The sequence below is a fragment of the Arthrobacter sp. Y81 genome, from assembly GCF_002929335.1.
In the GTDB taxonomy this organism is placed as follows: domain Bacteria; phylum Actinomycetota; class Actinomycetes; order Actinomycetales; family Micrococcaceae; genus Arthrobacter.
Genome location: NZ_PJIL01000002.1, coordinates 190,957 through 204,716, shown reverse-complemented (window position 1 = coordinate 204,716; position 13,760 = coordinate 190,957). Strand labels below are relative to the sequence as shown.

The 13,760-nt window shown below is 67.2% G+C and carries 14 protein-coding genes and 1 pseudogene; 6 read left to right on the top strand and 9 right to left on the bottom strand.

Annotation, left to right across the window (positions count from 1 at the left end):
* Positions 1–19: 19 nt before the first annotated feature.
* The 3 genes from CXQ91_RS03805 to CXQ91_RS03795 form a co-directional block, all read right to left on the bottom strand.
* On the bottom strand, positions 20–538 hold the full coding sequence (locus CXQ91_RS03805) for a hypothetical protein (RefSeq protein ID WP_308471385.1): 519 nt from the start codon (positions 536–538) through the stop codon (positions 20–22).
* Positions 539–650: 112 nt separating this feature from the next.
* Positions 651–1,769, bottom strand: a complete 1,119-nt coding sequence (locus tag CXQ91_RS03800) for a winged helix DNA-binding domain-containing protein (RefSeq protein ID WP_104172596.1) — start codon at positions 1,767–1,769, stop codon at positions 651–653.
* A 7-nt stretch (positions 1,770–1,776) separates the two neighbouring features.
* Positions 1,777–2,568 carry an SGNH/GDSL hydrolase family protein gene (locus tag CXQ91_RS03795; protein ID WP_258073835.1) on the bottom strand — a complete coding sequence of 264 codons (792 nt, stop codon included), beginning with the start codon at positions 2,566–2,568 and terminating at the stop codon, positions 1,777–1,779.
* Positions 2,569–2,716: 148 nt separating this feature from the next.
* On the opposite strand from CXQ91_RS03795, the gene CXQ91_RS03790 reads away from it, so the two are divergent.
* Positions 2,717–3,367 carry an alpha/beta hydrolase gene (locus tag CXQ91_RS03790; RefSeq protein ID WP_104172594.1) on the top strand — a complete coding sequence of 217 codons (651 nt, stop codon included), beginning with the start codon at positions 2,717–2,719 and terminating at the stop codon, positions 3,365–3,367.
* Between the two features lie 40 nt (positions 3,368–3,407).
* On the opposite strand, the gene CXQ91_RS03785 is transcribed toward CXQ91_RS03790, so the two are convergent.
* Complete coding sequence (locus CXQ91_RS03785) at positions 3,408–3,644, bottom strand: RNA-binding S4 domain-containing protein (RefSeq protein ID WP_104172593.1); 237 nt, start codon at positions 3,642–3,644, stop codon at positions 3,408–3,410.
* A gap of 33 nt (positions 3,645–3,677) precedes the next feature.
* On the opposite strand from CXQ91_RS03785, the gene CXQ91_RS03780 reads away from it, so the two are divergent.
* The 3 genes from CXQ91_RS03780 to CXQ91_RS03770 all read left to right on the top strand — a co-directional run bounded on the left by CXQ91_RS03780 (position 3,678) and on the right by CXQ91_RS03770 (position 7,217).
* Complete coding sequence (locus CXQ91_RS03780; RefSeq protein ID WP_104172592.1) at positions 3,678–4,697, top strand: DMT family transporter; 1,020 nt, start codon at positions 3,678–3,680, stop codon at positions 4,695–4,697.
* 124 nt (positions 4,698–4,821) lie between these two features.
* Positions 4,822–6,207, top strand: a complete 1,386-nt coding sequence (locus CXQ91_RS03775) for a glycine--tRNA ligase (RefSeq protein WP_104172591.1) — start codon at positions 4,822–4,824, stop codon at positions 6,205–6,207.
* A 2-nt stretch (positions 6,208–6,209) separates the two neighbouring features.
* The gene (locus CXQ91_RS03770; protein WP_104172590.1) at positions 6,210–7,217 is read left to right on the top strand and encodes a GNAT family N-acetyltransferase; all 1,008 of its coding nucleotides are present in this window, start codon (positions 6,210–6,212) and stop codon (positions 7,215–7,217) included.
* Positions 7,218–7,287: 70 nt separating this feature from the next.
* Here CXQ91_RS03770 and CXQ91_RS03765 read toward each other — a convergent pair.
* The 5 genes and pseudogenes from CXQ91_RS03765 to CXQ91_RS03750 form a co-directional block, all read right to left on the bottom strand.
* Positions 7,288–7,835, bottom strand: a pseudogene (locus tag CXQ91_RS03765) (TIGR00366 family protein).
* 2 nt (positions 7,836–7,837) lie between these two features.
* Positions 7,838–8,080 carry a TIGR00366 family protein gene (locus CXQ91_RS25210; RefSeq protein ID WP_258073811.1) on the bottom strand — a complete coding sequence of 81 codons (243 nt, stop codon included), beginning with the start codon at positions 8,078–8,080 and terminating at the stop codon, positions 7,838–7,840.
* A gap of 8 nt (positions 8,081–8,088) precedes the next feature.
* On the bottom strand, positions 8,089–8,946 hold the full coding sequence (locus CXQ91_RS03760) for a 1-acyl-sn-glycerol-3-phosphate acyltransferase (RefSeq protein ID WP_104172589.1): 858 nt from the start codon (positions 8,944–8,946) through the stop codon (positions 8,089–8,091).
* A 1-nt stretch (position 8,947) separates the two neighbouring features.
* Entirely contained in the window at positions 8,948–9,760 is an 813-nt protein-coding gene (locus CXQ91_RS03755; RefSeq protein WP_104172588.1) for a DUF1295 domain-containing protein, read from the bottom strand.
* A 2-nt stretch (positions 9,761–9,762) separates the two neighbouring features.
* Positions 9,763–10,494, bottom strand: coding sequence for an alpha/beta hydrolase (locus tag CXQ91_RS03750; RefSeq protein ID WP_104172587.1), 732 nt, complete (start codon positions 10,492–10,494; stop codon positions 9,763–9,765).
* 282 nt (positions 10,495–10,776) lie between these two features.
* On the opposite strand from CXQ91_RS03750, the gene CXQ91_RS03745 reads away from it, so the two are divergent.
* On the top strand, positions 10,777–12,150 hold the full coding sequence (locus CXQ91_RS03745; protein ID WP_104172586.1) for an FAD-binding oxidoreductase: 1,374 nt from the start codon (positions 10,777–10,779) through the stop codon (positions 12,148–12,150).
* Positions 12,151–12,176: 26 nt separating this feature from the next.
* Positions 12,177–13,715, top strand: coding sequence for a YibE/F family protein (locus tag CXQ91_RS03740; protein WP_104172585.1), 1,539 nt, complete (start codon positions 12,177–12,179; stop codon positions 13,713–13,715).
* The last annotated feature ends 45 nt before the right edge of the window (positions 13,716–13,760 follow it).

The following is a 13,760-nucleotide window of genomic DNA, read 5'->3' as shown; positions in this document are numbered from 1 at the left end:
CGGTCCTGGCCGAGTACAACTAGCCCTTCATGATCTCGTCGCGCCGGGTCATGTATTCCTCCATGGCGATCTCGCCGTTGCTGTACTGCTGGTCCAGCTCGGCCAGCTTCCGCGCGCGGAAACCCTGGGGAGCCGACGGCGGCGGCGGAGTGGCCGGAGCGGACGGCTGCTGCGGTTCCGGGCGTGACTGGTTGGCCGGATAGCCGGGGCTGTCTTCGTACGGCACCTGTCCAGGGCCGCCCGGGGCCGGATATCCGGCGGGCGGGTAACCGGGGTTCTGGTAGCCGCCATTTTGGTACGGCGGGTCCAGCGGGGGCTGCTGCTGTCCGCCGAGTTGGCGGAACCCGCCGCCGAAGTAGTCCTGCTGGGTGTAACCGTCGCGCGGCTGGTTGTTCGGGCGGTCCGGCTGCTGTCCGGGAAATTGGCCCGGGTACTGTCCATTGAATCCTTGGTTTTGGTTCCTGCCCCGGACGGACTTCCGGTACATGCGCATGGCAAAGGGAATCAGGAACGACAGGATGATGATCCAGAAGAACATGTTGCTCACGGTGGACGGCCTCTCAGAAGTGTCCCTTCAGTTTAACCCCCGGCTACCAAGCCCGGCCCTGTCCGTCGCCGGCGGCACCCCAGCCCCGTAACGTCCGGGCCACCTATTTCCGGACCACCGGCATTTCCAGGAACTTTCCGTAGGCCTCGACTGCCATGTCGACCGCATGGTCGGTGTCTGGATTGGCGGCACCGGCGGGGTCCGGTCCGGTGCGGATGTCCAGCTCACAGCTACCGCCGGCCAGGACATGGCGCCAGGAACCGATCATGCGGCCATCCCGCAGCACCACATGCATAGGAGTGTCCCGCTCGGGCAATGCGGGGGCGGTGCCGCCCAGGAAGTGACGCGTGCGGGAATAGCCCATGACGTACTCGTCGTAGCACTGGATGAGGTCGATCCGGGGCCGTCCATCCGCCGCAGGTTCGTGCTGCGAGTCCGGCAGGAAATGAACCTCCACACCGTCCAGCGCGGCGGTCTCGAATGCATCGGGGTCAATTTCCAGCGCCAGTGCCAGCCCGAGCCTGACGTCCGTGACGGTGAGCCCGGACCAGTCGGCACAATCCTTGGCGGTGGCGGGTCCGCGGCTTTGGAAATAGCGCCGGACAAGCTCGGCCAGGGCCGCCGGGCGGTCGGCGGGGACAGTTGGTGCTGCCGGAACGCGCTCATCGAAGAGGGCATAGGTCTGGCGCAGCGCGCCGCCCTTGCTGCGGACGGGCGTTCCACTGGTCAGCACGCCGCTGATCTCCGCGTGCATAATCAGGTACGCCAGCTCCAGGCCCTTGCCCGTAAAACCGCTGCGCTGCAGTTCCGCTGCCAGCTCCTCCCGAGTCTTGTGGGCGCCGCCGTTCACGGCAGCGGCCAGGACCCGGGCGCTCCGGGACGCCGCCGCGGCGTCGATGCCCGTCTGCCGGTACATGCCTTGGTTTCCCTGATGCAGCCGAGGTGCGGACAGCGCCATCAGCCAGCGGAGGTCGTCGCGGTGCACAAAGTGCCAGGTGGGCCGCAAGATATGTGTCCTGAGGATCCGCCCGTCGGCCACAGCCTGTTCAATGTCGGCAGCGGATGCTGCTGCCGTGCGTTGGGCCAGGGACCAGCGGGCGTAGGGGAATTCCTGGGACTGCACGGCCAGGAGGTTCTTCAGTGCGGCTTCCGGCGTAGCTGCCCGAGGCGCGCGCAGCTGCTGCCGTCGTAGCCTCAGCCTGACGACGTCGTCGGCGTCCACCCGGGCCCTACCTCCGCCCGGGCTCTAGCCCGGGTACCTCGCCTGAACCCAGCGGCATGCCGGGACCGAAAACCGGACCCGGGGTGGGCCGTTTGGCGGTGACGCCGTCCCCGGAGGACTGGTGGCGCAGCCGGCGGACAACCCACGGAACGAAGTATTCGCGTGCCCACACCAGGTCGCCGGACCGTGCCTCGCGCCAGTTGCGCTGGGGCAGGGGTTTGGGGGAGAGCGGCTCCAGGGTGTGCTGGATGTTGAGGGAATCCAGCACCATGGCCGCGATGGTGTGGTGGCCCAACGGCGAGAAGTGCAGGCGGTCCTGGTCCCACATCTGCGGATCGCTGAGCTGGCGCAGCGACCACATGTCGGCAATGACGGCGTCGTGCCGTGCCGCCACGGTGCGCAGGTTCTCGTTGTAGATGGCGATCTTGCTGCGGAGCCTGCCGAGGACGGAGGATCCGGTGTCCGGGCCGTTGAACAGCACAACGGTGGCGCCGCCAAGGCTGAGGATATGCACCACCGAATCGAGCTTTTCCGCCAGCGCATCGGGGTCGCCGCCGGGCCGGATGAGGTCGTTGCCCCCTGCGGAGAGAGTCACCAGGTCCGGTTTGAGGGCCAGGCACGGTGCCAGCTGCTGATCCACGATCTGTTCCAGGAGCCGCCCGCGTACGGCCAGGTTCGCGTAAGCGAAATCAGCGTGGCCACGGCTCAGTTCCTCGGCCACCCGGTCAGCCCAGCCGCGGTGCCCGCCGGGGCTTCCGGGCTCCGGGTCCCCAATGCCTTCCGTGAAGGAATCGCCCATGGCTACATAGCGGCCCCAGGGGTGGGCATCAACAGTGTCCTGCGGATTGGGAATGGCTTCAGTTTCGCTCACGTTTCCATCCTGCCTCGTTAGCCTCAAGCTACGCCACCGTAGGTTGTTACCCGAGGGTAACTGCAAGAATGGATCCATGACTGAAGCCGACGTATCCACTGCCCCTGTTGTCCTGTGGTCCACTCCTGGCGAAGCGCGCTCGGGAAAGCCTTTGCTGGTCCTGCTGCACGGTTACGGTGCCAACGAACAGGATCTGCTCAGCCTGGCTGATCTGCTGCCCGGCGATTTTGCGGTGGCATCCGTGCGTGCCCCCATCGCGATGGGTCCGGGCTTCACCTGGTTCCCCCTGACGGATTCCGCGGACTATTCCCTGGACGCGGTCAAGAGTGCCGCCAGCTTCGTGCTGGACTGGCTCGACGGCGTCAAGGGCGACCATCCCTCCGTCACGCTGCTCGGGTTCTCCATGGGCATGGCGATGGCCACGACGCTGCTGAGGCAACGCCCGGCGGACTTCGCCGCCGTCGTCGGACTTTCGGGGTTTGTGGTGAATGCCGGCGGGGATCCGAGCTTCCGCGACGACGAACTTAACGGCAGCGTCCCGCTGTTCTGGGGCCGTGACCAGCAGGACCCCGTCATCACCCAGGACAAGATCGAATACACCATGGGCTGGGTGCGGGGCCACGTGAAACTGACGAAGGTCCTCTACACGGGGATGTGGCACGGGATCAATCAACAGGAGATTGGCCACGTCTCGGAGTTCCTCACCCACGAGGTGCTGAAAAAGTAGCTTCAGGAGCCGGCCGCGGGGCGCGGCCGGCCGGGGACAGTTAGGAACCGGCGGGGGTCGAAATCCGTACGGTCCTGCCATTCACGGTGACCGTGTCGCCGTGGTGGAGCTGCCGTCCGCGGCGATCGTCGATTTCGCCGTTGACCTTGACCAGCCCGTTTTTGATCAGCTCCGTGGCCTCTACGCCGTCCTCGACCAGGCTGGCCAGCTTCAGGAGCTGACCCAGGCGGATCATGTCGTCGCGGATGGGGATCTCTTCGATTTCCGGGTTGCTCATACAAGCAATGATGCCTGACGTAAGGTGAATCCAGTGACCCAAGCACCCCGTCTCCCACTCATTGCAGGACTACCGCTGGCCGTAGCCGCCGGACTCGCCATTCCCGCTCAGGGCCGGATCAACGGTGCTCTGGGCGCCCGCTTGAACGATGGCATAGCCGCGGCCGTGGTGAGTTTCACCACGGGACTGGTCGTAATGATCGTGGTTTCGCTGGTCCTGCCGAGGGGACGCCGCGGGCTGGCCCAGATCCTGCCGGCACTCCGGGAACGCCGGTTTCCGCCGGTCTATGTGATTGCCGGCGGCATCGGCGCGTTCTTCGTTTTTGCCCAGTCCTTCACCGTGGGCCTGCTCGGCGTGGCGCTGTTTACCGTGGCCACGGTCACGGGCCAGACGCTGAGCGGGTTGCTGGTGGACCGGCTCGGCATCGGCCCAGCCGGCAAGAAGTCCGTCACCGGAATCCGGGTCCTGGGCACTGTGCTGACCATAGCCGCCGTCGCCTGGGCCGTGTCTCCGCGGTTCGGCGGCGCTGGGGCCGGCGGCCCCGGGGGAGGCAGCGCAGGGGGAGGCGGCGCGGACCCTGCCCAGCTGCTGCTGCCGGTGCTCCTGCCCGTCATCGCGGGCTTCCTGATGAGTTTCCAGCAGGCCATGAACGGGATGGCCACAGTGCACTACGGCACGCCCATCGCGGCGACCCTGGTGAACTTCATCTCCGGCGCCACCGTGCTGTGGCTCGCCTGGCTGATCAAACTCGCTGTCGCCGGAGCCGGCAACGGCCTGCCCGCTGAATGGTGGTACTACCTGGGCGGACCCATGGGGTGCGCGTTCATCGGCCTGGGCGCACTGCTGGTCCGGAGCCTCGGCGTGCTGGTCACCGGGTTGGGCATGATCGCCGGCCAGCTGTTGGGTTCACTGGGCCTCGACCTGGTGCTTCCCGCCCCCGGCACGGTGGTTGCCCTGCCCACCGTCCTCGGCACGGTCCTTACCCTCGGCGCGATTGTCCTGGCCACCCTGCCGTGGCCGCGCGGCGCCCTCAAGCGGCAGCCGGGCCGGTAGGCTAGGAGACGCAGCTTCCTGCACATCTTTCCTTCGTACCGCCCCGCCCGGCAACCAGCCGGGTACTGGGGCCTAGAAACCGCGCGGACCGCACCCAGCGGCCCTGTAGAAATTGGAGTTCCCCATGGCAGCAAAATCCGTTCTCGACCAGGTCATCTCGCTCTCCAAGAGGAGGGGCTTCGTTTTCCAGGCCGGTGAAATCTATGGTGGCTCCCGTTCTGCCTGGGACTACGGGCCCCTCGGCGCCGAGCTGAAGGAAAACATCAAACGCCAGTGGTGGCAGTCCGTGGTCCGCGGCCGCGAGGACGTGGTGGGCCTGGACTCCTCGGTGATCCTTCCCCGCCAGGTCTGGGAAGCCTCCGGCCACGTGGAGGTATTCTCCGATCCCCTGGTGGAGTGCCTCTCCTGCCACAAGCGCTACCGCGCCGACCACCTCGAAGAAGAGTACGAGGAAAAGAAGGGCCGTCCGGCCGAGAACGGCCTGAAGGACATCGCGTGCGCCAACTGCGGCACCCGCGGCGAATGGACCGAGCCCCAGGAATTCTCCGGCCTGCTCAAGACCTTCCTCGGCCCGGTGGCCAACGAGGAAGGCATGCACTACCTGCGCCCGGAAACCGCGCAGGGCATTTTCGTGAACTTCAACAACGTGCTCACCACTTCCCGGAAGAAACCGCCGTTCGGCATCGGCCAGATCGGCAAGTCCTTCCGCAACGAGATCACGCCGGGAAACTTCATTTTCCGCACGCGTGAGTTCGAGCAGATGGAAATGGAATTCTTCGTCGAGCCGGGCACGGACGAGCAGTGGCACCAGTACTGGATGAAGGAACGCATGGACTGGTACACGGGCCTGGGCCTCAAGGCCGAAAACCTGCGCTTCTTCGAGCACCCGCTGGAGAAGCTGAGCCACTACTCCAAGGGCACCACGGACATCGAATACCGCTTCGGCTTCCAGGGCTCTGAGTGGGGCGAGCTGGAAGGCATCGCCAACCGCACGGACTTCGACCTCTCAACGCACTCCAAGGCTTCCGGCCATGACCTGAGCTACTTCAACCAGGCCACCAACGAGCGCTACACCCCGTACGTGATCGAACCCGCCGCCGGCCTGACCCGTTCCTTCATGGCGTTCCTCATCGACGCGTACACCGAGGACGAGGCGCCCAACGCCAAGGGCGGCGTGGACGTCCGCACCGTGCTGAAGCTGGACCCGCGCCTGGCCCCTGTCAAGGCCGCCGTGCTGCCGCTGAGCCGCAACGAGGACCTGTCCCCGAAGGCCAAGGCCCTGGGCACGCAGCTGCGCAAGAACTGGAACATCGACTTTGACGACGCCGGCGCGATCGGCCGCCGCTACCGCCGCCAGGATGAGATCGGCACGCCGTTCTGCATCACCGTGGACTTCGACACCCTCGAGGACCAGGCCGTCACCATCCGCGAACGCGACACCATGAGCCAGGAACGTGTCTCCCTGGACAAGGTGGAGGGCTACCTGGCCGCACGGCTGATCGGCGCCTGAGCATGCCCATCGAATACCGTGAATGGCGCGAGGGCGACGACCTGGCGCTGCTGGAGCTTTGGGGAGGCCCGGAGACCGAACAGGCCCGGCAGTTCCGCGGCACCCTGGCCCCGTCGGGCAACGCGCCGTGGCGCCGCTGCATCGTGGCCGAGGACGTCGTGGACGGTGTGGCCATTCCGATCGGTGCGGCCGTGGTCCACGAGGCCTCCCTGCACCCGGAGCGGCTCTGGGCGTATATCGAGGTGGCGCGGGATCACCGCCGCGCCGGCGTCGGCTCCACCCTGCTGACGATGCTCCGGCACGAGGCCGGCCAGGCGCCGTCGGGCGTTTCCAGTTTGCGGACCAAGGTGGAGCCGGGCACGCCCGGAGCCGCTTTCGCCGAAGCTGCCGGCCTGGCTCCCATCCAGCGGTCACGCCTTGTTGTCGTGGAGCCGGGGGCGCTCAAGCTGCCGGTCTTCGGCGACGGTTCCGAGGCCGCGGCCTCCGAACGGATCGAGGATCTTGCCACGGGCTCCGTTGAGCTCAGCGACGTGGTGGGCCGGTATTACACGGCCGTTCACGGCTGGGACAGCCCGGGCGAGCTGGGCATCGGCACCGTGCAGCGGCTGTTCCTCGACGAGCTCAGCGGGGCGCACGGCGCCATTGTGCTGCGGGCCCCGAAGGCCAGCGCGTTTGGCCCGGGCGTCCCGGCCAGCAGGAAGGGCCGGCTCGAGGCGTTCGCGATCAGCTACGCGGAGCTTGCCCCCGGCGGGGAGAATGCGGCGGGCGGCGACGGGTCCGCGTCGGGCCAGCCCACGGACGTATTCGTCGGCCATGAGCCGAAGCTGTCCGAGGATGAAGCCCGCTCCGCCATCCGCGACCTGTTGGCACTCATCGCGTTCCAGCACCCCGTAGTGCTGGAACTGGACGACTCGATGGCTGCGCTGCGCGCCGTCGTCGAACCTTTGCTGGAGAGCGGCAAGGCCCGCCTGCGCGGTACCGAAACCCTGGTCGTTTCCGACCCCGCCTAGCCCATAACCCTGCTGACCTGCAGCGGATGCCGTTTCAACGGCACCTGCTGCGGGTCAGCGTGGCTTAAGGCTATTTCCCTGTGGGGATGACCGGCGGAACGAACTCGAACGTCATCCCCAGCAGCCACACGAGCAGCGGCAGCATAAAGAACGGGTTGATCAGGTTGGGCAGGGCCTCGGCGATGTTGTAGATCTGGACGGTCCAGCCCAGGTTCATGTTCACGTCCGCCGCAGCCTGCATCACGTAGGGCGCCTCCACCAGCCATTTGCCGCCGCCGGAGGGAACGAACAGCCCCAGCCGGCGGTATAGAGGGCAATTACGGCGGCGAACGCACCGCCACCGCCGATGTCCGAGAAGAATTCTGCCAGGTGCGCCGAGAGGGACATCCCGCCGCGGCCGGTGGCGTTCGTGAGGATGGCGGCCATGGACGCATAGAGCGGAAACTGCACAAGGATGCCGGCAGTCGCGGGCACGGCCTTGGTCACGGCCTGCAGGAAGTTCCGAAGTCCAGGACTCCGGTGATTTTGAGCAGGGCAGGCGGCAGCGATGCAGCCGTTGCCTTGCAGCTGGGCGGCCGAGGATGACAGCCCCAGTGCCCACACGGCGCCGAGGCCCATGTTCAGGAAGACACGGACATGGAAAGCATCGCCACGAAGCTGACGGCGGTCCGGGCCGTCGACGGGACAAGCGCCAGCCGGTTGATGAGCCTTGCCACCGGCGGGGACGTCGCCACCACGTAGCCGGTGAGCACCACCATGGCCATTTGCAGGGTGAACGCGGTGAGGTCCCAGAATCCGTTGCCGTCGATCCCTCTCCATTGAGTGCGTGCGAATGTGTGTGCGTACCCATGGAGCCTAGCCACAGCGTGCGTTAGCCGGCCGAAGCACGCCGTCGGCCCGCACGCCGTCCGCCTGCGCGCCGCGGCCCCTCCTCCTCGTCCAGCCGTCGCCGTTCCACATCCGTGGGCGCACCGCCGCCCAGATGTGCGGGCATCCACCAAGCTCCGGGCCGGGGTGTGAGCGGGAAGTCCGCAATGGCCGTGTCGATGCCGTCCTGCAGCACGGCCCGGAGCCGCGCCGTGGCTGCCAGCACGTCAGTATCGGCGCCCAGCCGGCCGGAGTCCGGCCGGAGGGGCTCGCCCACATGGATCCGCACCGGCGCGCGCCAGGCGCGGCGCGGGGAGAACGCGTGCTGGCGGGTCAGCAGCCGGTGCGCTCCCCACACCGAGACGGGAATGATCGGCACACCGGCCTCGGCCGCCATGCGCACGGCCCCCGTTTTGCACTCCCGGACCGTGAAACTGCGGCTGACGCCCGCCTCCGGAAGGATCGCGATGTATTCGCCCTCGCGGAGTTTCGCGACGGCGGCGTCGTAGGCGCCCGAACCGGACCCGTAACCCACCACAACCTGCCCGGCAGCGCTGATGGCAGGACCCGCAAACCAGTGATCGGCCGCGCCCTGGGTGATCAGGTAGCGCATCTGGGCCCGGCTGTGCCGCCACAGGAGCAGCTCGGCGAAGGCGAAATCGAGGTACCCGAAGTGGGTGATGGCGACGACGGCTCCCGCACCCGGCACCGCTTGGCGGGACGGGCCGTTGAGGCGTCCGGCTGGCGGGAGGTGCTCCCTGCCCGTGATGATGACGCGGATCCGGAAGAGCCACCGCAGCACCAGTCCGGTGCGGACAATGAAGCGGTAGAAGCGGTCATTCGGCTGCGGCCGCCACGCCATCTCAGTGCCTGCCCGCCGGCCGGCGCGGCGGCCAGGGGATAAAGCCCGACGTCGACTCGACGTATTCCTTGTAGCCCGGCCGGGCGGACATCGCCTTCTCCGTCAGCGGCTTCCCGGTCTTACCTGCGAGGGCCCACACCATCAGGGCGGGGGACAGGACCGTGAGGATTCCGGGCCAGGAGTCTGCGGAAATCAGGAACAGGCCGGTCCAGGCGGCGGCGTCGCCAAAGTAGTTGGGGTGCCGGGTGTAACGCCACAGCCCCGTGTTCAGCACGGTTCCCTTATTGGCGGCGTCCTTCTTGAACTGTGCCAGCTGCCAGTCACTCACGGTTTCGAACACGAAGCCGATGACCCACAGCAACACTCCGAGGACCGCCACCCAGCCCAAGGCACCGGTAGCGAACATCCCGACCTGCACGGTGAGCGAAACGAAGAACATCACCATGCCCTGGGGCAGGTAGACACGGCGCAGCGCGTAGGCATTCCGTGAGCCGGGTGCCGTCCTGAGCATTGCCTCGTAGCGGGGGTCCTCATGGCCGCCGCGGGCGCGCCAACCGATGTGCGCACCGAGGCGGAGGCCCCACACGCCCGTCAGCAGCAGGAGCAGGAGGCGCCTGCCGTCGTCGCCCGTTCCGGCGGAAAGCAACCACGACGCTGCGGCGACGGCCACAAAGCCGGGTCCCCACGCCACGTCCATCACCGAGTGCCGCCGCTGGGCGACGGCCACGGCGAAAGTGACCGCCAGGACGCCGGCCACGGCAAGGGCTGTCCACGGCAGGCTCGCCAGGAAGTCGTTTATCGAAAATGCGGCCATGGTCACAGCACCACCGGGATGCCCGGCGCTGTTGCTGGCAGCAGGGCATCAAAGCGTGCCGGACCGCCTGCGATTTCCGCGCCCGCGGCTTCACCGAAGGCCTTGAGGACAAAGCCGGTGGCCAGCGTGTGCCACAGGCGGACCCTGCGGAACATGAAGTGGCCTGCCCCGGCCAGGGACACGTAGCGCAGCTCGTCGGCCAGGGCAACGGCGCGCTGTGCAAATTTCAGCGATTCGGCCGGGCTCGTCCAGCGGTCCGCAGTGCCGTGCACGATGAGCACTTTGCGGCCGGCAACGGTCTCGGCGGGTGTCCCGGCGCTCAGCCACGGGGCCAGCGACACCACGGCGTCAACGAGCGGATCGTCGGCCACACAAATGGCGGTGAGTCCGCCCATCGAATGCCCCAGCAGGTACACGGGCACGCCAGGATGCTGTTCATGGATCCGGGCGAGCGCCCACCGGGCATCCTGCAGCGGTGACATGTCCGGGCCGTTCCAGCCGCGGACGCTGTTCCGAAGCGTCCAGACCGCGAGTCCGTGCTTGCGGCCGGCGCGGTGCAGGTGCCTTGCGAAGGGCACCATGCGGGCGGGGCTCAGATGCCGCGCTTCCACTGGCTCGTAGCTGTGCGAGCGCCCGCCGTGGAGCACCAGGGCCACGCCGCGGGTGGTGCCCGCAGCCTCCCTCACGGTGAGCACAGGCTTGGTGCTGACTTCGTCATTCCTGCGATTACCCATGCGGGCCTCCAGACTCCTCGTCCTACAGTTATAAACCCCGGGATGCCGGCGTTTAGTTCCGGGCGGAGCCGGGACTGCCAAGGCGCCGGACATTCCCGCGGTTATATAGGAGATTCGGAGCCGCGGCCCCCACCGATTGCCGCGTCGTGGCCGGCCCCGAAACTCCTTGACGGTGCCGGCGGACGGGTGTATCCCTGTCCCGTAAGCTCCGGTCGTTAAACCCGATGGGAGGCGAACCCAACGGTCCGGATCCGAAGTCGAAGAGGATCGGTGGTACTGCAAATGAACGCAAAAACGCTCGACGCCCTGCGGGAACAAGTGCGCGGGCAAGTGATCACCCCAGATGACGCGGACTACGACTCCGCCCGTGCCGTCCACAACGGAATGATTGACAAGCGGCCGGCTGCGGTGGTGCGGGTTGCCCAGGTGGCGGACGTCATCGCCGCGGTGAACTACGCCAGGGACAACGCCATGGACCTCGCGATCCGTGGAGGCGGACACAGCGGGCCGGGGTTTGGCACGGCGGACAATGCGCTGGTTATCGACTTTGCCAACACCCGGGGTGTCCGGGTCGATCCGGCCAGCAAAACAGCCAGGAGTGAGGCCGGCGCGACGTGGGCCGACTTCAACCACGCCACGCACGCCTTCGGGCTGGCGACCACCGGCGGCATCGTCGGTTCGACCGGTGTTTCCGGGCTGACCCTCGGGGGAGGCATTGGCTACCTGGACCGGAAATACGGACTCAGCTGCGACAACCTCCTCTCGGCCGACGTCGTCACCGCGGACGGGAAGTTCCTCACGGCCAGCGAAAACGAGAACGAGGATCTGTTTTGGGCGCTGCGCGGCGGTGGCGGGAACTTCGGCGTCGTGACCTCGCTGGAATACCGCCTGCATCCCGTGGACATGGTCCACGCCGGCATCATCATCTACCCGCTGGAGCACGCAGAAACCGTCGCGAAGTTCTACCGCGAGCACCTGGCGGCAGCTCCCGAGGAGCTGGGCGCTTTCCTCGCCTTCCACCAGGGGCCGCCGGTTCCGTTTCTTCCGGAGGAATGGCATGGGAAACCGGTCTGCATTGTGGTCGGCATGTGGACCGGCGACCCGGCCGAAGGGCCGGCCCGCTGGCAGCCGTTCCTCGACGCCGCGCCGGTGGCAGGGTCCATGGTGGGGCCGATGCCCTATCCGGCCTTGAATTCGGCCTTCGACGGGATGTATCCCAAGGGGCTCCTGGCCTATTGGAAGGCGGCCTTCCTGTCCGAGCTCAGCGACGGTGCCATCAACGCGCACCTCGAGTACGGGAAGCTGGTGCCGAGCATCTCGACCGCCGTGCACATCTACCCGATCGACGGCGCAGTGCACCGTGTGGGCGTCACGGACACGGCGTTCCCCAACCGCAACGCCAAATTCTCCCCGGTCATCGCATGCCATTGGGAGGATCCCGGGGATTCCGAGGCGAACATCGCCTGGGTGCGGGATTACGCGGCGGCGCTGCAGCCATACTCGGAGACCGCGGGCTACATCAACTTCCAGGACAGCGATGACTTGCCCCGGGTCGCGGAGAACTACGGACCGAACTATGCACGGCTCGCCTCGATCAAGGGCAAGTACGATCCGGGGAACCTGTTCCATGTGAACCAGAACATCAAGCCCCAGTAAAGTGCAGGCATGAGGATTTACTGCTGATGGGTGCCGGACACTCCCACGGTCACACAGATGATTCGGATCCGACACCCCGGGCTCTCGCCGCCCGCAAACGGGCCAACTGGCTTCTCGCGGCGGTGCTGATTCCGCTGACGCTCCTGACCCTGGCGGCCATGGCCATGCTGTGGCCGTCCGGGAACAAGGCGGACCTGAAGCTGGCCAGCCCGTATGCGGCGGCACCGGGTGTGACCTTCGATACCGGCAAGATCCAGCGCGTGGTGGTGGAAAGCTGCAACCAGGGGAGCCAGGGCGCCACGCCACAGCAGGGCGCACAGCCCGGCACAGGTCAGGAAGGAACTGGCCAGGAAGGCGCCGCCCAGCAGGGGAGCAACTGCACCTTCGCCTTCACCGAGCCGGACAAGGGCGGCAACCCCGTCAAAGTGGTGATCAACCCGGACGTGGTGAAATCGCACGGCGTCAAGGTCGGGGACAACATCCGGTACCTGAACCTCTCCAACGCCCAGGGCGCGTCCGCCGGCCAGGGCGCCCCGGGGTATATCTTCGTGGACTTCGTCCGCACCATGCCCATCATCCTGCTGGCCATCCTCTACGCCGTGGTGGTGATCGCCGTCGCTCGCTGGCGCGGGCTGCGGGCACTGATCGGCCTCCTCGGCGCCTATGCCGTTCTGGTGTCCTTCATGCTGCCCGGGCTGGTGGAGGGAAAACCGCCGTTACTGCTGGCGCTGGTGGGGTCCACGGTGATCATGATCGGGGTCCTCTACTTCGCCCATGGATTCTCGGCGCGCACGTCCACGGCGCTGCTGGGCACGATGTTCGGCCTGGGCATCACGGCGCTCCTGGCGGCATGGGCCACCGACGCGGCAAACCTGGCCGGGGTGGGCAGCCATGACGCCGCTACGCTGGCCAATATTTCGGACAACATCTCCATTTCCGGCATCATCCTGTGCGGCCTGATCATCTCCGGACTCGGCGTGCTGAACGACGTCACCATCACCCAGTCCTCCGCGGTGTGGGAACTCTACGAGCTCGCACCGGAGACAAGCTCCCGCCAGCTCTTCTCCTCCGCCATGCGGATCGGCCGCGACCACATCGCGTCCACTGTCTACACCATCGCCTTCGCCTACGCCGGCGCCGCACTGCCCATCCTCATCATCGTGATGCTGTACGATCGCCCCCTCGGCGAGGCACTGACCAGCGCGGAACTGTCCGAGGAAGTCATCAGGACGCTCGTCGGTTCCGTGGGGCTGGTACTGGCCATCCCTGTCACCACGCTGATCGCGGTGCTGGTGGTCAAGGCCACGGGGATCAAACAGGCAACCGGCCTGCAAACCGGCGGCAATGCTTCCAGCACCGATTCGGGCAGTACCCCTTCCGCGCGTCCGCCCGTGACGCCCGACGACGTCGGGGACACCGGCGCGCTCGCAGCGGCAGCGGCGGTTTCGCGCGGTGGGCGGACGCGCGCGGCCGGTTCCCGCGCTTCCCGAGACGACAGGAGCGAAGCAGGGACCGAAGCCGTGCCCGGCGGCCGGCGCGCACGGCGGGCCGCAGAACGGGAGTAGCGGGGGACCCGCCGCCGTCGGACCGGTGTTCCGGCGCACCGAAGC

Excerpts from the sequence above, each read along its gene's own strand:
- CXQ91_RS03805 (WP_308471385.1), bottom strand. The coding sequence starts at position 538 with ATGTTCTTCTGGATCATCATCCTGTCGTTCCTGATTCCCTTTGCCATG.
- CXQ91_RS03795 (WP_258073835.1), bottom strand. The coding sequence starts at position 2,568 with ATGGGCGATTCCTTCACGGAAGGCATTGGGGACCCGGAGCCCGGAAGC.
- CXQ91_RS03790 (WP_104172594.1), top strand. The coding sequence starts at position 2,717 with ATGACTGAAGCCGACGTATCCACTGCCCCTGTTGTCCTGTGGTCCACT.
- CXQ91_RS03785 (WP_104172593.1), bottom strand. The coding sequence starts at position 3,644 with ATGAGCAACCCGGAAATCGAAGAGATCCCCATCCGCGACGACATGATC.
- CXQ91_RS03775 (WP_104172591.1), top strand. The coding sequence starts at position 4,822 with ATGGCAGCAAAATCCGTTCTCGACCAGGTCATCTCGCTCTCCAAGAGG.
- CXQ91_RS03770 (WP_104172590.1), top strand. The coding sequence starts at position 6,210 with ATGCCCATCGAATACCGTGAATGGCGCGAGGGCGACGACCTGGCGCTG.
- CXQ91_RS03760 (WP_104172589.1), bottom strand. The coding sequence starts at position 8,946 with ATGGCGTGGCGGCCGCAGCCGAATGACCGCTTCTACCGCTTCATTGTC.
- CXQ91_RS03755 (WP_104172588.1), bottom strand. The coding sequence starts at position 9,760 with ATGGCCGCATTTTCGATAAACGACTTCCTGGCGAGCCTGCCGTGGACA.
- CXQ91_RS03750 (WP_104172587.1), bottom strand. The coding sequence starts at position 10,494 with ATGGGTAATCGCAGGAATGACGAAGTCAGCACCAAGCCTGTGCTCACC.
- CXQ91_RS03745 (WP_104172586.1), top strand. The coding sequence starts at position 10,777 with ATGAACGCAAAAACGCTCGACGCCCTGCGGGAACAAGTGCGCGGGCAA.
- CXQ91_RS03740 (WP_104172585.1), top strand. The coding sequence starts at position 12,177 with ATGGGTGCCGGACACTCCCACGGTCACACAGATGATTCGGATCCGACA.